Genomic DNA, 19,332 nt, shown 5'->3' on the forward strand with positions numbered 1-19,332 from the left:
AATGGACGCTGCGGTTATTCATGAATGCCATCAACACAGCGCATGAGTTTAGAATACGACACTGGATGTAAATCAACGTTTAGCCAGCGTAAAGGTTCGTAAAGAAGCAAAATTAAACTCTTCGTCGGTTCTATTTCGCAGTAGTATAAAGAAGAAGAATTATTTAAAGAGGAAACGCATTCATGGCACACATCCTACTGATTGACGATGACACTGAACTTACTGGCTTACTCAAGGAAGTATTAAGCTATGAGGGTTTTACGGTGACAGAAACCAACGACGGAGAATCAGGGCTTGCCGCCATTAATGATCAAATCGACCTCATTTTACTGGACGTGATGATGCCTAAGCTCAATGGCATGGACACATTGAAAAAGCTACGGGAACACTGGACGACGCCAGTGTTAATGCTGACGGCAAAAGGAGAAGAGATTGATCGCGTCATTGGCTTAGAACTTGGCGCGGATGACTATCTCCCTAAACCTTTTAGTGATCGCGAATTGCTCGCAAGAATGAAAGCTATTTTGCGTCGAACACAAACACAGGCACTAACCGCGCCCAAAGTCAGCGACTGCATCGAATATTGCGATATTAAAGTTTACCCTGGCAAGCAAGAAGCTTACTGCCAAGAACAACTTATCGACCTCACCACAACGGAATTTTCATTGCTCAGCCATTTTATTCAACATCCCGGTGTCACACTGACGAAGGAAATATTGAGCCTGGATGTCCTTGGCAAACGGCTTTCGCCATTCGATAGAGCCATTGATATGCACGTTTCCAATTTACGCAAAAAATTGCCAGAGACTCATTCTGGTAGACCTCGCATCAAAACCCTTAGAGGGCGGGGCTACTTAATGGTCGAGGAGGATTAATGCGTTTACCCAAAATCACCAGTTTATACGGTCGTATATTTGCCATTTTTTGGTTCACCATGTTGCTCGTGTTACTCGCAGTGCTCTCTTTGCCGCATCTTGATCCGCGCAAAGCCCGTGACATACCGCAAGATCATTTTAATAAACTGGAGCAAATAAAGCAGAACATCGAAACTCGGTATAAAAATGAGACCAATTTAAGCAAGATCCTTTTTAATCTTGACGATCAACGACGATCACCTCGTTTTTCGCAGCCGCGTATATTTATCTCTGATCTTGAAGGTAATGTGTTAACCACTAAAAATCATCATGACTCCAAAATCAGAGCATTAAGAAACTTTGTCACCAGTATTGATTCCGTCGAGACACCAAAACAAAAACTGTATGGCCAACATATGATCGCTGGACCTCTGCCTATCCGCTTAGCAAATCGTGACCTATTTCTTTATGTCGGTATTAAGTGGAATCAACCACCACCGTTCGTATTGCGTTTATTTGATAAACCCTTTCAACTGCTGTTTGCCGTCATGCTTGTCAGTACTCCCCTTTTGCTTTGGTTGGCATGGGCACTGAGTCAGCCCGCTCGAAAATTAGAAAGAGCAGCCAGACGTGTCGCCAATGGGGAGTTTGTTGTCGACCCTGATCTTGAAAAAGGCACCTCAGAGTTTCGCCAAGCGGGAGCAAGCTTTAATCAGATGGTCGAAGCGGTAAATAGCATGCTCTCAGGCCAGCAACGATTACTGTCTGACATATCGCACGAACTTCGTTCCCCTCTCACTCGATTGCGCATGGCCAATGCACTGGCGACAAGGAAACAAGGTGAGAGCTCAGAACTGAGTAGGATTGATACTGAAGCACAACGACTCGAGCAAATGATCGCCGAGCTTTTAGAACTGTCTCGCATGCAAGCGGATAGCCATTTAATACGAGAAGAGCAGCCCCTCAGTAGCCTGTGGGAAGAGCTTCTCAACGATGCACAGTTCGAAGCTGAACAAATGGGTAAATCCTTATCATTAGGGCCCATACCCAATCGAACCATTAGTGGAAACCCGAAACTACTAATGAGTGCGGTGGAAAATATCACCCGTAACGCCATTTATTACGGTAAAGACCATGCTCAAGTGTCCATGACGGCAAGCCGCGATTCGTTGAGCATTGTGGTGGAGGATAATGGGAATGGTGTCCCTGAAAATGAAATGAGTGAGATCTTTCGGCCATTTTACCGAGTATCTACAGCTCGAGACAGAAATTCTGGAGGAGCGGGCCTAGGCCTAGCTATTACTGAAAGTGCGATACGACAACACAGTGGAACCATCACCGCTAACCAAAGTGAACTAGGCGGTTTAAAAATTTGTATTCAATTGCCCCTCACTCAATAAGCACAGATACCATGGATAAAACGAAAAAGCGCTCAAACAAATGTGACTGGTCACGCTATCTGACTTGGCGTAGGCCAATCACCACCTTATACTCGATGGCTAAACTTCCAATACAGATACATTCAGCATGTTTGATATAGCGCTTTTTGAGCCAGAAATTGCCCCTAATACAGGGAACATCATCCGTTTAAGTGCAAACTGTGGTGCGAACTTACACCTCATTGAACCTCTCGGATTTGACCTCGATGAGAAAAAAGTTCGCCGAGCAGGGCTGGACTATCATGATCTTGCACGCGTCAAACGCCACAAAGACTACGATGCTTTTCTAGCCTATTTAGAAAGCGAACGTCACGGTCAGTACCGTATTTTTGCGTGTACGACAAAAACGACAGGCCACCATGTTGATGCTGCGTTTACTCAAGGTGATGTTTTACTCTTTGGACCTGAAACCCGCGGCCTTCCCGCCGAAGTCATCGAAAGCTTGCCGATGGAGCAGCGTCTTCGAATTCCAATGATGCCCGATGCGAGAAGTTTGAATCTATCAAATGCTGTGGCAATTATCGCGTTTGAAGCGTGGCGACAAATGGGCTTTGATGGCGCTGTATAATTTCTAACAGCACAAAGTAAAATTACTTACAAAAATCACAAAGGCAGCTCTTTAGCTGCCTTTGGTTATTGTTGAATATTAAAAACTACTAATTCAGTCTGTTTTTATCTTGATCATCTTTTTTTCATACTCACCCTCAAACGTACTGCCGTTCGAATCAGAGTTAAATGGATCGCGATGAAAAGGGTCTTGTTCGAATGGATTTTGCCCAAATGAGTGAGCACCAAAACCCGCCCCGCCAACGGATTTCACCACCATTTTACTCATCAGATACTTAGCAATGATACCTCTAGGTGCCGGTAGCAACACGAGCATACCAAAAGCGTCCGTCATGAATCCTGGCGTTAATAACAGTACGCCAGCAACCGCCAGCATAACACCTTCAAAAATTTCCTGAGCAGGTAACTCGCCTTGATTTAATCGGCCCTGTACCGTTCTTAATGTTTGTAAGCCCTGGCTACGTACCAGTGAGGCACCAACGAAAGCAGTAATGAGCACCAAACCGATAGTCGTCCATAAACCAAGCAAATCTCCGACTTGGATAAACAATGCAATCTCAATGATCGGCACAAAAATAAATAATAATAGTAAGATCGGAAACACACGCACTCCTTGGTTGAATTCAGTGTACGCGCAAAAGCCTCATTAGCTCAAATTAATCCTGTAAAAATCTGTTTTAATCCCTATTTACACTCCGACCGCACGTCATTCTATGTCCCGTTTATTTGCCCTAGATCATCAATCATTTGAATCATGATTATCACCATTCAAATATTCATAAAAAGGTGATCCAGTTACTATTTTTATGTATCTAGTTCAGTATGATGTGCTACAGATGTTAGGGAAGATTTCCTAACCCACAATTCTGAAGAAGGGATTCTTAATACGCAGAGTTGGGGAATATTTTATTACTCTCAATAATAATTCTCTAAGGATCCCGTTATGGCTACTCTACCTAGTACGTCAAAAGCCGTTAATCAAGCCACTCGAATCGAAGAAGATCTTTTAGGTCAGCGTCACGTCCCTGCTGATGCGTACTATGGCATTCACACTCTGCGCGCAATTGAAAATTTCAACATCTCAAATTCTACAATCTCCGATGTGCCTGAATTTATTCGCGGCATGGTCATGACGAAAAAAGCGGCGGCATTGGCCAACAACGAACTGGGCGTATTACCAAAAGATGTCGCTCGTCATATTATTCAAGCGTGTGACGTCATCCTAGACACTGGCAAGTGCATGGATCAGTTCCCATCGGATGTTTTTCAAGGCGGTGCAGGTACTTCGGTGAACATGAACACCAACGAAGTCATCGCGAATGTCGCATTAGAATTGATGGGCAAAGAAAAAGGCCAATACGAGTTCATTAACCCAAATGACCATGTGAATAAAAGCCAATCCACCAACTGCGCCTACCCAACGGGTTTCCGTATTTCGGTATTTAATAGCGTTCACAAACTGATTGATGCCATTGAATACTTAAAAGGTGCCTTTGATTTAAAAAGCAAAGAATTTGAAAGCATCTTGAAAATGGGTCGAACTCAACTTCAAGACGCGGTTCCAATGACCGTAGGGCAAGAATTCCACGCCTGGTCTGTGACCTTGAATGAAGAGATTCGTGCACTCGAATACACATCAAAACTATTACTTGAAGTGAACCTTGGCGCGACCGCTATAGGTACAGGCCTTAATGCTGTTGAAGGCTACCAAGAGCTTGCGGTTAAACATTTAGCCGCAGTAACAGGCCACGAATGCGTACAAGCGGAAGACTTGATTGAAGCCACGTCTGACTGTGGCGCTTATGTAATGACACACGGTGCGCTTAAGCGTCTTGCGGTAAAACTGTCTAAGATTTGTAATGACCTTCGCTTACTTTCCTCGGGCCCACGTACTGGCCTGAATGAATTAAACCTTCCAGAACTTCAGGCTGGCTCCTCCATCATGCCAGCCAAAGTGAACCCAGTGGTACCGGAAGTCGTCAACCAAGTCTGTTTTAAAGTGCTAGGTAACGACAACACCATCTCGTTTGCGGCAGAAGGCGGGCAACTACAATTGAATGTCATGGAACCGGTTATCGCCCAAAGCATGTTTGAGTCACTTGATATCCTAACCAATGCGTGTGTGAACCTTCGTGATAAGTGTATCGACGGCATCACAGTGAACAAAGAAGTGTGTGAAGGATACGTGTTTAACTCCATTGGTATCGTGACCTACTTAAACCCATACATTGGTCACCACGAAGGTGATATCGTCGGTAAAATTTGTGCCGAAACCGGTAAAAGTGTACGCGAAGTGGTTCTAGAGCGCGGGTTATTAACCGAAGAAGAGCTCGATGATATCTTCTCAACAGAAAACCTCATGCGACCTCAATATAAAGGTAAGCGATACGAGTAAACCAATGATGGCCCCAAACGGGGCCTTTTTGTCTTTTTATATAATGAGCTTTAACTCTTATACATTTGCTTTTACTTGATACAAAAAATATCCATTTGAGTGGCCTAGGCTTCAATACTGAACTATCGGCCACTGAACATAAAAATATAAAGAGGTCACATTATGATCGCGGTTGAACTATTCGTTGTTTTATTCTTTATCTTTATCGGGGCCCGAATCGGCGGGATCGGTATTGGTTTTGCGGGGGGGGCGGGTGTTATTGCACTCTCCTTGATATTAGGCGTACCAACCAGTCAGAGTTTTATACCCGTTGATGTTATTTTGATCATCATGTCGGTGATCACGGCCATTGCCGCGATGCAAGTAGCAGGGGGAATGGACTGGTTGGTTCAAATCGCTGAGAACTTTCTTAGAAAGCACCCAGAACGCATTACGTTTTACGCACCGATTGTGACGTTTTTTATGACACTACTAGCAGGAACAGGACACACGGCGTTCTCCACCTTACCTGTCATCGCTGAAGTGGCCAAAGGACAAGGCGTTCGTCCTTCACGACCACTGTCTATCGCTGTTGTTGCATCACAAATTGCGATTACCGCATCGCCAATTTCAGCAGCCGTTGTCGCCTTTGCCGCTATGTTGGCTCCATTTGGTGTCGATTATCTGACCCTGCTTGCTGTCTGTATCCCAACCACGTTCATTGCTTGTATGGTCGGCGCATTTGTTTCGAACTTCATGGGCTGTGAACTCAAAGATGATCCTATCTACCAAGAGCGTCTTGCAAAAGGACTAATTAAGCTATCAAACAACGAGAAACGAGAAATTTTACCCACAGCAAAACGTGCTACCTACATTTTCCTTGGAGCGATACTCTTTGTGGTTTGCTACGCGGCGGCCATTTCAAGCTCAATTGGCTTGATTGAAAACCCGGCTCTAGGCCGAAACGAAGCGATCATGAGTGTGATGCTTGCTGCTGCCGCTGCCATCGTGATGTTCACTAAAATTGACGCATCTAAGATCCCTGCTGCTGCCACGTTTCGTTCAGGTATGACTGCGTGTGTGTGCGTATTAGGTGTTGCATGGCTTGGATCAACGTTTGTTAATGCCCATGTTGACGGTATTAAAGATGTCGCAGGTGCGTTACTGGCCGATTACCCGTGGATGCTCGCACTGGTTTTATTCTTTGCTTCAATGCTGCTTTATTCTCAAGGTGCGACCACCGTGGCTCTTATGCCAGCAGCTCTTGCGATTGGTGTTGCACCACTGACCGCTGTCGCCTCTTTTGCCGCGGTGAGCGCTTTGTTTGTCCTGCCAACCTACCCAACCCTACTGGCTGCGGTTGAGATGGATGACACGGGATCGACACGAATTGGTAAGTACGTATTTAACCATCCGTTCTTTATCCCTGGTGTCGCGACCATTACAACGGCTGTGGCTCTCGGGTTTACACTGGGTGGTCTTCTTATCTAACTGAGGCTTATTGCTCAGCGTTTATTTAAACCAACAATAATGAAAGGGGGCATCGGCTCCCTTTTCTATTTTCCAAAGATGATAAATTGACCACAGTCAATTTATCTTTCAATAATTAATTCACTCCCTATTTTAAAACTCTGAATAAATTTCCGTCACGGATAACCTTAATTAATGACGCCCTTACCTTGCCAACCCTGTAAGGAAAATCATCGAATATTAATCCGAAATTAATAAAGAAATACCCTCATTTAGTCCCCACTTATATCTTGACTATTTACCAGCCCTTTGTTTTTGTGAACAAACACAAAGTTAATGAATAAATCCAAGCATAGAATAATGAAAGATATCGATATAAATAATCCAGAACAATAGGGTCAACTCCAAAAAGTTGAATATAGATAAATATATAATCATTCATTTTATCTGTGTGATTGTACTCTGTACTGGTCACCATTACTTATTAGTCGCTGATTCACATCTATTTTATTCCAATAGATGTAAGGAGATTGCTATGACAACTCAAACTTTGCCAACAGAAAGAAAAAAGGGTAACTTCTTTGCTAATTTTAAGTTCCCCTCTGCTTACACCATTCTATTCATTCTAATTGCCCTCGTCGCCCTATTAACTTGGATTGTTCCTGCCGGTCAATATGATCGAGTAATGAACGATGATTTAGGGCGGGAAGTCCCCGTAACAGGGACCTATCAACCCGTTGAAGGAAATCCACAAGGCGTGATTGATGTACTGCTCGCACCAATCGATGGCTTTTACGATCATGAAAGCTATGAAGCAGCGGCTATCGACGTCTCCCTGTTCATTCTCATTATTGGTGGATTTCTAGGGCTCGTAACCAAAACCGGTGCAATCGATGCGGGTATTGAACGTGTTACGGCACGTTTAGAGGGCCGAGAAGAGCTGATGATCCCCATATTGATGGCGCTATTTGCAGCAGGGGGCACAGTCTATGGAATGGCTGAGGAATCCCTACCATTTTATACCTTGCTGGTCCCTGTCATGATGGCTGCCCGTTTTGATCCTTTAGTCGCAGCGGCAACAGTGCTGCTTGGCGCAGGTATTGGCGTGCTGGGTTCCACCATCAATCCATTTGCCACCGTTATCGCTGCCAATGCCTCTTCGATTCCCTTTACCGAAGGCATCGTGTTACGCATAGCCATGTTGGTCATTGGTTGGGTTATCTGTGTCGCGTACGTCATGCGTTACGCAAAGATGGTTCAGGCCGATCAAACCAAGTCGCTTGTTTATGACAAATATGAAGAAAACAAGGCTCACTTCCTCGGTAACGCTAACGGTGAAAAACTGGAATTCACCTTAACTCGTAAGCTAATCCTCACCATCTTTGGTGCTTCTTTCGGGGTCATGATTTACGGAGTTTCTGTTGCTGGCTGGTGGATGGCAGAGATTTCGGCCATGTTCCTCGCTTCAACCATCATCATTGGTATTGTTGCTCGAATGAGTGAAGAGGAATTTACTTCTAGCTTCATCGATGGTGCACGCGATTTATTAGGCGTAGCGCTCATCATCGGTATTGCTCGGGGTATTGTGGTGGTGATGGATCGAGGGATGATTACTGACACGATTCTGTATTCAGCCGAACAAATGGTGACAGGGCTCTCGTCAGTCGTCTTTATTAATGTCATGTTTTTCTTAGAAATACTGCTCTCTTTCTTAGTTCCTTCCACTTCAGGGCTTGCCGTATTAACCATGCCCATTATGGCCCCATTAGCCGACTTTGCCGGGGTGGGTCGTGATCTTGTGATCACAGCATATCAGTCAGCCTCTGGATTAGTTAACTTGATTACTCCAACCTCTGCGGTAGTAATGGGAGGGCTAGCCATCGCACGGGTACCGTATGTGCGCTGGGTGAAATGGGTGATGCCATTAATTGGTATCTTGACTGTATTTTGTATGGTGGTATTGAGCATAGGTGCGCTTCTATAATCGCTCGAACCATACTTTCCCGTCTGTCTCATTTAAGCCACTGTCCAGTGGCTTTTTTGTCTCTCTTTTTTATGAAATAAACGTTCACTTACCAATAGCTTTCCATTTTAAAATAATCATCCACTTTAAAATAACCTTTCACTTAAAAATAAAAAATCACTTTCTTCCGTTATTTATATTAGTTAACACGCTATGCTTAATTAATATAAGTAATGCGGGCATTAGATAGACTCATAAAACCATATCGTCATATAAAATACCCCCTATAAATAAATGTGATCTATATTAATTAATCACAATAAAAACCGTTAACAAACTCCGTATAAAAACAAAAATAATAACTATAACCATAAAAAAAACGAATATTTACACATTGATGATTTCTCTATCAAATAAAAATAGGAGAATAATATTCCAAGCCAACAAGCAATCTATAACAAAACTATATTATTAGTGCATAAAATTCCAGAAATAGTGCGCTATCACACAGAGTAATTATAGATAAACAAATGAATATAAATTGTTAAATACAATCAAAAGCAAGGAAGAGTGAATACCAATTAATTTGTGATTAACCTCTAAGAAAGCCCACCGAACCTGAGTAATATAAATAATATAGAAAGAGAGAAAATTGAAATATCCAACCCTTACCTTCTGACAATAAATATTGCATAAATAGCAATAGTTAATTAATAGAGAGATACGATCATGAGTAAGTTCTATGTAGGTTCTGAAATAGGTCAATTACGTCGCGTGCTCATTCATCGCCCTAGACGGGCACTCACTCACCTTACCCCTTCAAATTGTCACGACTTACTGTTTGATGACGTGCTTGCCGTTGAACGTGCAGGAGAAGAGCATGATGCATTTGCTCAAACTCTAAAAAGTCAGGGCGTTGAAGTGCTTTTGCTGACTCAGCTTCTCGCGGAAACACTGAATGTCGCAGAAGCGAAAGATTGGCTTCTTAATACGCAGATATCCAATTATCGCTATGGTCCCACATTTGCTAACGATGTGCGCTGCTACTTAGGAGATTTACCTCATCTGGAACTGGCCAAAATCTTAACGGGTGGCCTGTCCTTCTCTGAGTTACCAATGACATCGTCTTCTATGCTGCAATCGATGCACAAGCCAACCGATTTCATTATTGATCCACTGCCAAATCACCTATTTACGCGAGACACCTCTTGCTGGGTTTACGGAGGCGTTTCCATTAATCCGATGGCCAAACTTGCTCGCCAACGTGAAACCAATCACCTTCGTGCAATCTACCGCTGGAACCCAACCTTTGCAGGCGAAGACTTTATCAAATATTACGGAGATGAAGAAAAAGCCTATGACCGCTCAACCATTGAGGGGGGCGATGTACTCGTCATCGGTAAAGGCGCCGTATTGATTGGCATGTCTGAACGTACTACGGCTCAAGGCGTTGAACAGCTTGCATCGAGCCTGTTTAGGCACGGCCAAGCAAAACAAGTGATTGCATTAGAACTCCCACAGGATCGCTCTTGTATGCACCTTGATACGGTCATGACCCACATGCGCGAAGACACGTTCTCTATCTACCCGAATGTCATTCCAGATAACGTCAACTGCTGGAGTCTAACGGGCAATGAATTAGGAGCAGTAAAAGCAACCCAGCAAGATTCTTACATGCACACCATTGCTCAAGCTCTAGAGGTCGACAAGCTCAATCTCATCACCACCGGTGGCAACAGCTTTGAAGCCGAACGTGAACAATGGAATGACGCCAATAATGTACTGACGGTGAAGCCCGGCGTGGTCATTGGTTACGAACGCAATACTTACACGAACGAGAAATACGATAAGGCTGGAATTACCGTATTGCCCATTCCAGGGGATGAGCTTGGCCGTGGCCGTGGGGGCGCTCGTTGCATGAGTTGTCCGATTGAACGCGACGGCATCTAATCTTCGATGATAACGGCCGATAGTGATCTATCGGCCAAGCAGATAAAGAGAAAAATTATGACTAAAAAAACCGTTGTCGTCGCACTGGGTGGTAATGCTCTTCTTCGCCGTGGTGAGCCATTGGAAGCCGAAGTTCAGCGCCACAATATTGAAACAGCCGTCAAAACGATTTCTGAAATTGCCAAAGATTATCAAGTCGTGCTTGTGCATGGCAATGGCCCACAAGTCGGGCTTTTGGCACTGCAAGGTTTGGAATACAAAGCGGTTAGCCCTTATCCGCTGGATGTGTTGGGCAGTGAAACTCAAGGCATGATCGGATACATGTTGATGCAGGAATTTAAGAATCACCTGCCTGATCGAAATATCTCCTGCATGCTGACCCAAATGACGGTCGATGCCAACGACCCAGCATTTTCTGATCCAACCAAGCCGATTGGACCGATTTATGAGGAAGCAGAAGCCCGCGAGTTGGCGGAAAAGTATCATTGGACAGTCAAACCTGATGGACAACACTTTCGCCGTGTGGTCCCTAGCCCTCAACCAACAGGCATCGTTGAACACCAAGCGATCACCAAGTTAATTGATGAGGGACATTTAGTCATCTGCACGGGTGGTGGCGGTATTCCGGTTAAAAAAGTGGATGGGAAGCTAGTGGGAGTGGAAGCCGTCATTGATAAAGACATGTCAGCGGCTTATCTCGCCAAACAGTTGGAAGCCGATGCCTTACTGATTCTCACCGATACTGATGCGGTTTACCTGGATTGGGGCAAGCCTACCCAACATGCTCTGCGCAGCACGACCCCGAGTGAGCTTTCAAAATACCAGTTTGATGCCGGTTCGATGGGGCCAAAAATTGAAGCATCTTGTGAGTTTATTAAACAGGGAGGCAAAGTCGTCGGTATCGGTGCGTTAGAAGACGGCTTACAGATCCTACAAGGCACTGCGGGCACTAATATTGTTCGCGAATAACCGTTAAAAAACCAGACATAATAATCAGTATCAGTCATCACAATAATCGCTGCGCGGCTTAATTCGTCATCTGACATTCAGCCACGCATCAAACAGAAGGAATACATCATGGCTTTTAATCTACGTAACCGTAACTTTCTAAAACTTCTCGATTTTACTCCGCGTGAAATACAGCACTTGCTTGACCTTTCTGCTGAACTCAAAAAAGCAAAATACAACGGCTACGAACAACCGCGACTCACCGGTAAAAACATTGCTCTGATCTTTGAAAAAAGCTCGACACGCACTCGATGCGCTTTTGAAGTGGCTGCCTTTGACCAAGGTGCTCAAGTCTCTTACTTGGGGCCTTCAGGTTCGCAAATAGGCCATAAAGAGTCGATGAAAGATACCGCGCGCGTTCTTGGGCGTATGTACGATGGAATAGAATACCGCGGCTTTGGTCAAGAGATCGTCGAAGAACTTGGGACTCATGCGGGTGTTCCTGTTTGGAATGGTTTAACAGACGAGTTTCACCCAACACAGATCTTGGCGGATTTCTTAACCATGATGGAACACGGGCGCGGCAAACAGTTGCACGAGATTAAGTTTGCCTACCTCGGAGATGCTCGCAATAACATGGGAAACTCACTGTTGGTTGGCGCAGCCAAAATGGGCATGGATATCCGTCTCGTTGCTCCTAAACAGTTCTGGCCAGAAGAACAGCTCCTGGAAAAATGCCAAGATATCGCCAAAGAAACGAATGCAAAGATCACCTTAACCGAGGACGTTCAAGAAGGCATACAAGGTTGCGATTACCTTTACACCGATGTTTGGGTTTCTATGGGCGAAGCAAAAGAAGCTTGGGTTGAGCGTATTAACCTTATGCTCCCTTACCAGGTCAACATGAATATGCTCAAAGCGACAGGCAACCCTCATGTGAAATTCATGCATTGCCTTCCTGCGTTTCATGGTGAAGATACGACGGTTGGAAAACAGCTTGCGGCCGACTACCCGATTCTAAAAGACGGGGTGGAAGTGACCAATGAAGTGATTGAATCAGACCATTCCATTGTCTTCGATGAAGCAGAAAATAGAATGCATACGATAAAAGCCGTGATGGTAGCGACATTAGGCCGTTAATTGTAAAGAATTCAGGATTATCCAGATACTCGCTTTATTGGATAATCCTGCATGTATTAACGCTGTCAGCATCACTGAATCACGATAAAACAAAGGCATCCCGCCACCTCTCTGGATATTTATTCACCAAGATGGATATTCAATGAATTTTGGATAAAAAAACAAACATAAAGCCATTACTAGACTTTGGTGATCCCCTTCAAATAGCTAGTTTTAATTCAATGATACACTCGTATCGATAATAACAATGATTGATGCAATGCCATTTAGGCCATCAATACAACGAGTACTCTGAGGGTTTAAGAGTATACGAAGCGCTAAGGACTGGCGATATTTTGAACCTCCATAAAAAGGAGTTGATTGTGAACGACACCTTAGAGCATGAATTCTTGTGTTCCGCAGAAGACCAAACGTTAACTGCTGCTTGTAAACGCTTACTGCAACAGCAAAGTTTCGCCACGCAAAATGATCTGCGGTTGAAACTCATCGACATTGGTTTTGAGGGCATCAGCCAATCCACCGTCTCACGCTTGCTCTCCAATTTAGGGGTAGTGAAAGTCCAAAATGCCTGTGGGAAAAAGGTTTACTGCATCACGGTAGAAAGCGCCCCTGTCCGCGTAGAGTCATCCATTGCCTCCCAAATTGAAGTCATCACCCATAACCAGTCCATGGTTGTGGTTAAAACCCACCCAGGCAGCGCGCAATTGGTCGCTAGACTGGTGGACATTGATCCACATACCGAAATATTGGGGACAGTCGGCGGCAATGATACGGTACTCATCATTCCTAAAAATGTGAACAATATTGATGCTTGTGAAGCCATCGTCAGAGCCCGTCTAGGAGTGAAGTAGCCACCAAATCTGTCGCGCTGGTTCTCTACCCACTGAGCGCAATCGTCTTCACACAATCGTTTTGACAAGCCTTTCACTAGCCTGATTATCTCGGCTAGTGAAAGGCTTGTTTCATTGTTGATGAAACTTAATGCCCCTCAAACCTGTCTGATTGAGGTAAGATTACTCATCCTTAATTTAGAAGACGGTTTGTATGCGTTTATTTGCTTTGGTTTCTGCTCTCTTTTTATCGCTATCAGCGCTTCCCGCCCACGCGTTATTTTCAGATAACTCAGATTCGTTATTCACGCCATCGAATAACAATACGTTTGTTCCGGTAGATGAAGCCTTTCCATTTAATCACTATCAACAAGATGCAAACCTCTTGCTTGATTGGCAGGTAAAATCCGATTACTACCTATACCAAAATCGCATTTCTATTAGTGGCGAAAATGTCACGCTTGGCGACATCAACATGCGTCAGGGTGAACCCTATGAAGATGAGTTTTTCGGTAAGGTCGACATCTATACCGATCCTCTTCTAGTCACGATTCCTTTGTTCGATTATCAAGACAATGCTCGTGTGATTGTTCAATATCAAGGATGTGCAAAAGCAGGGTTCTGTTATCCTCCAGAAACACGCATTATTAACCTTGATGCCTTTGATGCGCCTGCGTCTACAGCTGACAGTTCTGGCTCGATAAGCCACATATCACCATCAAAGAATGCATCACCATCCGATTCAGCCGAAACCTCAAACAAACAAACCTCATCGACAGGCGCTAATACAGAGACAAAAACCACTGAGATCCCCGTTTCCAGTGATAATACCCTAGCCAATCATCTTGCCGAGAACTGGTGGACCCCTCTTTTGTTTCTCGCGTTTGGTGTCGGCCTCGCTTTCACGCCTTGCGTACTGCCGATGTACCCAATACTCACGAGTATCGTTTTGGGCAGTGGAAAACTCAGCCATTCCCGCGCCCTTGGTTTGTCGTTCCTTTATGTTCAAGGCATGGCTCTTACCTACACTTTACTCGGTTTAGTGGTTGCGTCTGCTGGCTTACAGTTCCAAGCGGCAATGCAACATCCTTATGTATTGATTGGATTAAGTGCACTATTCATTGCCCTCGCTGCGTCTATGTTTGGGCTGTATAGCTTGCAACTTCCAAGTAGTATGCAAACGTGGCTCAGCAATTTAAATAACAAGCAAAAAGGGGGCAGTAGCCTGGGCGTTTTTGCAATGGGCGCAATATCTGGGCTTGTCTGCTCTCCGTGCACAACGGCACCACTCTCTGGCGCATTGCTGTATGTTGCGCAAAGTGGCGATCTATTAACGGGGGGCGTTGCTCTTTATGCCCTTGCGATGGGAATGGGCATCCCGCTGATGCTGGCCGCTGTCTTTGGCAATAAATTACTGCCTAAAGCGGGTGGATGGATGGATGTGGTCAAAACACTCTTTGGGTTTATTTTGCTCGCCGCGCCAATTTTCTTACTTGAACGTATCTTGCCACCAATTTGGGCAACGTCACTCTGGTCATTGCTAGGATTGGTTGCTTTTGGCTGGCTATATCACATCAAAAATAAACTGCCCTTTGGTGGTTGGCAGCAAAGTGCCGTTGGCATTGTGGCGGTTCTGGGATTGTTTGCTTCCGCTCAGCCCGCGCTCAATTATTGGTTTAACCCTCAAGCGAGTATTGGCCAATCGAAAATTGAGTTCATTCAGGTCAGTAGTGTGAGTGAGCTAGAAGCACAGCTCGCCATCGCAAAAAGCAACAACCAACCTGTGATGCTCGATTTCTACGCTGACTGGTGTGTGGCTTGTAAAGAGTTTGAAAAGTACACCTTCCACCAGCCCGATGTCGAAGCTCAGCTACAGCGCTTTGTTTTGCTTCAAGCTGATGTCACCAGAAATCAACCAGAAGACATTAGGCTACTCCAGCACCTTAATGTTCTGGGATTGCCAACCATTGAGTTTTGGGATGCATCCGGAGAGCGGATTCCAAGTGCAAGATTGACCGGATTTATGGAAGCAGGACCATTTTTATCGCATATTTCGACCTTGCTCGATGATCAGTAGCCTCTATCAGATTACAAGCATAAGGTTTTGATAATATTTAATTTTAATAGAGTCAGGCATTTGTAAATCATAAATATCGTTAAAAACACGCCCTAATAATTTAAGGAATTATCATGTCTAAAAAAGTGTATGTACTGGCTCAATTCAAGCCAAAATCAGGCAAAGAAGCCGAACTGTTTGAAGTATTAAAAGCACTAGAACCCGATGCATATCGTGAAGACGGCTGCATTCAATACACGCTAACGCGTCAGATTGATCACCCAAGCGCAACACGCACAGATTTCCCGATTGTGTTTAACGAAATCTGGGCAGATAAAGAAAGTTGGTCTGCTCACGGACGCCGCAAACAGATTCAGCATTTCTTTGAAACTCAGGTTCAAGCTGAAACGGGGTTAGTTGCGGATGCGGTTGTAACTGCTTACAGCGATGAAGCTGAAGATTACGACGCGCCTATCTTTGAATAACAATTGGCTTTGAGTAACAATGGGCTTTGAATAGCGATGAGTCGCTAACAAAAGATTGATAGCACTCAATAAATGAAAGAGTTAGGTAGAGATAACCTAACTCTTTCACATTTTAAGAAGAAAAATTAGGCAATCACTTGTTATCGGTTGTCACGCCCCTCTCAAGTAGTGATACTAAATTAACTTTTCCTAATAAGTGCAACCCGTATGGAACCAACCTATTCCATTGTCATTGCCGATGACCACCCATTGTTTCGCAATGCCCTATTTCAATCTGTCCACATGGCAGTCAGTGGCGCAAATTTACTTGAAGCCGATTCGCTGGATGCATTACTGAACTTATTAAAGAAAGAAGAGGAACCAGACTTACTGCTACTTGACCTCAAAATGCCAGGCGCTAATGGTATGTCAGGACTGATTCATCTTAGAGCTGAATACCCAGATCTTCCGATTGTAGTGGTTTCAGCGAGTGAAGAAGCTTCGGTAGTAAGCCAAGTAAAAAGTCACGGAGCTTTTGGCTTTATTCCTAAATCAAGTGATATGCGCGAGCTAATCAGCGCGATTAACCAAGTTCTGAATGGCGACCCTTTCTTCCCTGAAGGCTTGATCACCAATAATACAGCTTGCTTAGATTTGGCAGAAAAACTGGCGACATTGACACCTCAGCAATACAAGGTTTTAGGTATGCTTTCTGATGGATTGCTAAACAAACAAATAGCCTATGAGCTTAATGTTTCTGAAGCGACCATTAAAGCGCATATGACGGCTATCTTTCGTAAGCTGAATGTGAAAAACCGCACTCAAGCGGTCATTCTACTTCAAGAGTCTCACGCCTAATATTCACAGTTGTATGCTCATTTTTACGCATGCATATCATTAGGCGAAGTGACTACTCTTCCTCTTCAGTCTCTGGCAGGCATAAGCCGAGTTTCACGATTTCATGGTCCTGAATTTCAGCGATAACCCAATGCAGTCCAGCCCAGTCAAAGCTATCGCCTAATACCGGGTATTGGCCGAGCTCTTGCTGTGCTAATTGCTTTAAGGTACTGGTATCAGTATATTCAGAAGCTTCAATGCCATAGTGTTCTATCACATGAGACAACAAAGTATCGGCACCTAAGAAGAAATCACCAAAGAAACGTTTTGTCTCGTCTTCAGCTGGAGCGACACTAAACAGTTCACTTAACGCATCCAAATTCTTATCTTGACCCAACACACATAAGGTATCTTCCGCTTTTAACTGAGTACTTCCGCTAGGGTGAAGCAGCTGATTATCACGAAACACTGCGGTAACTCGAGTGCCTTCAGGCATAGCCAAGCGTTTTAGAGGTTCTCCCACACACCATTTTTCTGGTTTAAGTTTATAAATGAACATCTCCCACTCGCTCGTTGGGAATATTTCAATACCGGTTCTGGATATCGGTGTTGGCTTCGGTGGTAAGGTAACTCGAGCTAATACCGCAGCCTTCATTAAGCTGCCTCCTTGGACCGTTAAAGACACCATAACTACGAAAAAAGCGATATTAAAATAGAGCTGAGCATTAGGTAAACCTGCCATCATAGGGAATACGGCAAGGATGATAGGAACGGCGCCACGCAAACCGACCCAAGAGACAAACCAACGCTCGCGCGTATTAAAGCTTTTAAATGGTAACAGTCCGACCCAAACAGAAATTGGACGAGCGAAAATAATCATACCAAACGCTAGGGCTAAGGCTGGGAGCATAATATCAAGTAAAGTGGAAGGCGTGACGAGTAAGCCTAGAACTAAGAACATCACTATCTGGCTAAGCCATGTCATGCCATCTAATACACTCAAAATAGAATGACGCGAGCATGTGGGTTTATTGCCGATAAGCAAACCCACCAAATAGATAGATAAAATGCCGCTGCCGCCAAGGCTGGTTGAAAATGCAAACAAGGCCACACCACCACTCAACACCAAAATAGAGTATAAGCCTTCCGGTAACTGTATTCGATTTACGAGTGACCAGAGTAACCAGCCACCTACGCCACCAACAAGCGCACCAACGCCAAACTGCAAAGCAAAACTGGATAAAAGAAAACTGATGCCTAAATCGGTGGCTGGATTGGCCAACACGGCAATAAGAGTGACAGTGAGGAAAACGGCCATCGGGTCATTGGTTCCAGACTCTATCTCTAAAGTTGCACCAACACGGTCATTCAAGCTTTGTCCTTTCAACAAAGAAAATACCGCCGCTGCATCGGTAGACCCAACAATAGCGCCAACAAGAATCCCTTGAATTAAAGTGAGGTCAAACAACCAAGCCGCCATCAATCCCGTTAACGTTGCCGTCATTGCTACGCCGATGGTCGCCAAAGAAAGTGAGGGCCAAAACGCGACTTTGAAACTAGAGACTTTGGTTCGCATTCCCCCATCAAGTAAAATCACGGCAAGAGCTAGATTACTCACAAGGTAAGTAAGTGAATAGTCATCAAAATTAATCCCACCAGGCCCATCTTCTCCAGCAAGCATGCCAACGAAAAGAAAAATGACCAGAATAGGAATGCCAAGCTTGGAAGAGGCTCGGGTAAGCACAACACTCAGTGCTATCAACGCTGCCCCCGTAAGAAACAAACTATTTATTGTTTGGACGTCCAATCAACTCCCCTTACTACTAAAAACATCGACTATGGAATGGTTAAAATACAGATTTATAGATTACCAACATACGCAATCGCATGATTATCAATGTGGTATTTTACACATTATCTTGTTCCATAATGGCAAATTAATGACTCTATTTGTCTAATATCTTAATAAAAAATGAACAAACCTTAGACCTTTGGCTAAATTAACATCACCTTAACATCACACTTTCCCTCCAAACACCAATGAGATCCTTATTTTTAAAGGTTTATTCGTTTTTTACCCACGACTAAAGTTGAAAAGATCCATTACTCACTCCTTGCTATTGTAGAAAATGAAACATTTCATTAACAATACAACATAGCAAGGAGACGGCAATGGCGATTGAAAATCAAGAGCGTGCCAAGGCCTACTGGGACAAAAATGTAAGACTCATGATCGGTCTAATGGTTGTTTGGTTCTTAGTTTCTTTTGGTTGCGGCATCTTATTTGTTGATGTTCTTAACCAGTTCCAACTAGGTGGATACAAACTGGGTTTCTGGTTTGCACAGCAAGGGTCTATTTACGCATTTTTAGCAATCATCTTTTATTATGCGTGGAGAATGAGACAAATCGACCGCGAATTTAATGTAGACGAATAAGGAA

At 44.2% G+C, this 19,332-nt stretch carries 15 protein-coding genes and 1 pseudogene; 14 read left to right on the forward strand and 2 right to left on the reverse strand.

Annotation, left to right across the window (positions count from 1 at the left end; translation table 11 throughout):
- Positions 1 to 182 precede the first annotated feature (182 nt).
- The 3 genes from A1QO_RS18025 (at position 183) to A1QO_RS18035 (ending at position 2,861) form a co-directional block, all read left to right on the forward strand.
- Positions 183 to 875, forward strand: a complete 693-nt coding sequence (locus A1QO_RS18025; protein ID WP_017038537.1) for a response regulator — start codon at positions 183 to 185, stop codon at positions 873 to 875.
- A complete protein-coding gene (gene cpxA, locus A1QO_RS18030; RefSeq protein ID WP_017035724.1) occupies positions 875 to 2,254 on the forward strand; it encodes an envelope stress sensor histidine kinase CpxA in 1,380 nt (459 codons plus the stop codon). The genes A1QO_RS18025 and cpxA overlap by 1 nt, the downstream gene beginning before the upstream one ends.
- 127 nt (positions 2,255 to 2,381) lie before the next feature.
- Complete coding sequence (locus tag A1QO_RS18035) at positions 2,382 to 2,861, forward strand: tRNA (cytidine(34)-2'-O)-methyltransferase (RefSeq protein WP_017035723.1); 480 nt, start codon at positions 2,382 to 2,384, stop codon at positions 2,859 to 2,861.
- Positions 2,862 to 2,949: 88 nt separating this feature from the next.
- Here A1QO_RS18035 and A1QO_RS18040 read toward each other — a convergent pair.
- Positions 2,950 to 3,464, reverse strand: a pseudogene (locus A1QO_RS18040) (FxsA family protein).
- 339 nt (positions 3,465 to 3,803) lie between these two features.
- On the opposite strand from A1QO_RS18040, the gene aspA reads away from it, so the two are divergent.
- From aspA to A1QO_RS18090, 10 genes are all read left to right on the forward strand, one after another.
- Complete coding sequence (gene aspA, locus A1QO_RS18045; protein WP_017035721.1) at positions 3,804 to 5,255, forward strand: aspartate ammonia-lyase; 1,452 nt, start codon at positions 3,804 to 3,806, stop codon at positions 5,253 to 5,255.
- 162 nt (positions 5,256 to 5,417) lie between these two features.
- Positions 5,418 to 6,725, forward strand: a complete 1,308-nt coding sequence (locus A1QO_RS18050) for an anaerobic C4-dicarboxylate transporter (protein WP_017035720.1) — start codon at positions 5,418 to 5,420, stop codon at positions 6,723 to 6,725.
- A 514-nt stretch (positions 6,726 to 7,239) separates the two neighbouring features.
- Positions 7,240 to 8,688, forward strand: coding sequence for a YfcC family protein (locus A1QO_RS18055; protein ID WP_017035719.1), 1,449 nt, complete (start codon positions 7,240 to 7,242; stop codon positions 8,686 to 8,688).
- Positions 8,689 to 9,396: 708 nt separating this feature from the next.
- Positions 9,397 to 10,617 (forward strand): arginine deiminase, encoded by a 1,221-nt coding sequence (gene arcA, locus A1QO_RS18060; protein ID WP_017040128.1) that lies wholly within the window; start codon positions 9,397 to 9,399, stop codon positions 10,615 to 10,617.
- Positions 10,618 to 10,674: 57 nt separating this feature from the next.
- Positions 10,675 to 11,586 (forward strand): carbamate kinase, encoded by a 912-nt coding sequence (arcC, locus tag A1QO_RS18065; protein ID WP_017040127.1) that lies wholly within the window; start codon positions 10,675 to 10,677, stop codon positions 11,584 to 11,586.
- 108 nt (positions 11,587 to 11,694) lie between these two features.
- Positions 11,695 to 12,705, forward strand: a complete 1,011-nt coding sequence (locus A1QO_RS18070) for an ornithine carbamoyltransferase (RefSeq protein WP_017040126.1) — start codon at positions 11,695 to 11,697, stop codon at positions 12,703 to 12,705.
- 362 nt (positions 12,706 to 13,067) lie between these two features.
- Positions 13,068 to 13,556: an arginine repressor gene (locus A1QO_RS18075; protein ID WP_017040125.1), complete on the forward strand. Its 489-nt coding sequence runs from the start codon at positions 13,068 to 13,070 to the stop codon at positions 13,554 to 13,556.
- A gap of 193 nt (positions 13,557 to 13,749) precedes the next feature.
- The gene (locus tag A1QO_RS18080) at positions 13,750 to 15,612 is read left to right on the forward strand and encodes a protein-disulfide reductase DsbD (RefSeq protein WP_017040124.1); all 1,863 of its coding nucleotides are present in this window, start codon (positions 13,750 to 13,752) and stop codon (positions 15,610 to 15,612) included.
- Between the two features lie 113 nt (positions 15,613 to 15,725).
- Entirely contained in the window at positions 15,726 to 16,076 is a 351-nt protein-coding gene (locus A1QO_RS18085; protein WP_017037227.1) for a putative quinol monooxygenase, read from the forward strand.
- A 207-nt stretch (positions 16,077 to 16,283) separates the two neighbouring features.
- Entirely contained in the window at positions 16,284 to 16,913 is a 630-nt protein-coding gene (locus A1QO_RS18090) for a response regulator transcription factor (RefSeq protein WP_017040123.1), read from the forward strand.
- A 52-nt stretch (positions 16,914 to 16,965) separates the two neighbouring features.
- On the opposite strand, the gene A1QO_RS18095 is transcribed toward A1QO_RS18090, so the two are convergent.
- On the reverse strand, positions 16,966 to 18,699 hold the full coding sequence (locus A1QO_RS18095; RefSeq protein ID WP_017040122.1) for a potassium/proton antiporter: 1,734 nt from the start codon (positions 18,697 to 18,699) through the stop codon (positions 16,966 to 16,968).
- 365 nt (positions 18,700 to 19,064) lie between these two features.
- Between A1QO_RS18095 and A1QO_RS18100 the strand changes: the two genes are divergently transcribed.
- Positions 19,065 to 19,328 carry a DUF4212 domain-containing protein gene (locus A1QO_RS18100; protein ID WP_017035710.1) on the forward strand — a complete coding sequence of 88 codons (264 nt, stop codon included), beginning with the start codon at positions 19,065 to 19,067 and terminating at the stop codon, positions 19,326 to 19,328.
- Positions 19,329 to 19,332 lie beyond the last annotated feature (4 nt).

This window comes from Vibrio genomosp. F10 str. ZF-129 (assembly GCF_000287055.2).
Lineage (GTDB): Bacteria > Pseudomonadota > Gammaproteobacteria > Enterobacterales > Vibrionaceae > Vibrio.

What these genes read in the sequence shown, in the direction of transcription:
- A1QO_RS18025 (WP_017038537.1), top strand. Translation starts at nt 183, where the DNA reads ATGGCACACATCCTACTGATTGACGATGACACTGAACTTACTGGCTTA.
- cpxA (WP_017035724.1), top strand. Translation starts at nt 875, where the DNA reads ATGCGTTTACCCAAAATCACCAGTTTATACGGTCGTATATTTGCCATT.
- A1QO_RS18035 (WP_017035723.1), top strand. Translation starts at nt 2,382, where the DNA reads ATGTTTGATATAGCGCTTTTTGAGCCAGAAATTGCCCCTAATACAGGG.
- aspA (WP_017035721.1), top strand. Translation starts at nt 3,804, where the DNA reads ATGGCTACTCTACCTAGTACGTCAAAAGCCGTTAATCAAGCCACTCGA.
- A1QO_RS18050 (WP_017035720.1), top strand. Translation starts at nt 5,418, where the DNA reads ATGATCGCGGTTGAACTATTCGTTGTTTTATTCTTTATCTTTATCGGG.
- A1QO_RS18055 (WP_017035719.1), top strand. Translation starts at nt 7,240, where the DNA reads ATGACAACTCAAACTTTGCCAACAGAAAGAAAAAAGGGTAACTTCTTT.
- arcA (WP_017040128.1), top strand. Translation starts at nt 9,397, where the DNA reads ATGAGTAAGTTCTATGTAGGTTCTGAAATAGGTCAATTACGTCGCGTG.
- arcC (WP_017040127.1), top strand. Translation starts at nt 10,675, where the DNA reads ATGACTAAAAAAACCGTTGTCGTCGCACTGGGTGGTAATGCTCTTCTT.
- A1QO_RS18070 (WP_017040126.1), top strand. Translation starts at nt 11,695, where the DNA reads ATGGCTTTTAATCTACGTAACCGTAACTTTCTAAAACTTCTCGATTTT.
- A1QO_RS18080 (WP_017040124.1), top strand. Translation starts at nt 13,750, where the DNA reads ATGCGTTTATTTGCTTTGGTTTCTGCTCTCTTTTTATCGCTATCAGCG.
- A1QO_RS18085 (WP_017037227.1), top strand. Translation starts at nt 15,726, where the DNA reads ATGTCTAAAAAAGTGTATGTACTGGCTCAATTCAAGCCAAAATCAGGC.
- A1QO_RS18090 (WP_017040123.1), top strand. Translation starts at nt 16,284, where the DNA reads ATGGAACCAACCTATTCCATTGTCATTGCCGATGACCACCCATTGTTT.
- A1QO_RS18100 (WP_017035710.1), top strand. Translation starts at nt 19,065, where the DNA reads ATGGCGATTGAAAATCAAGAGCGTGCCAAGGCCTACTGGGACAAAAAT.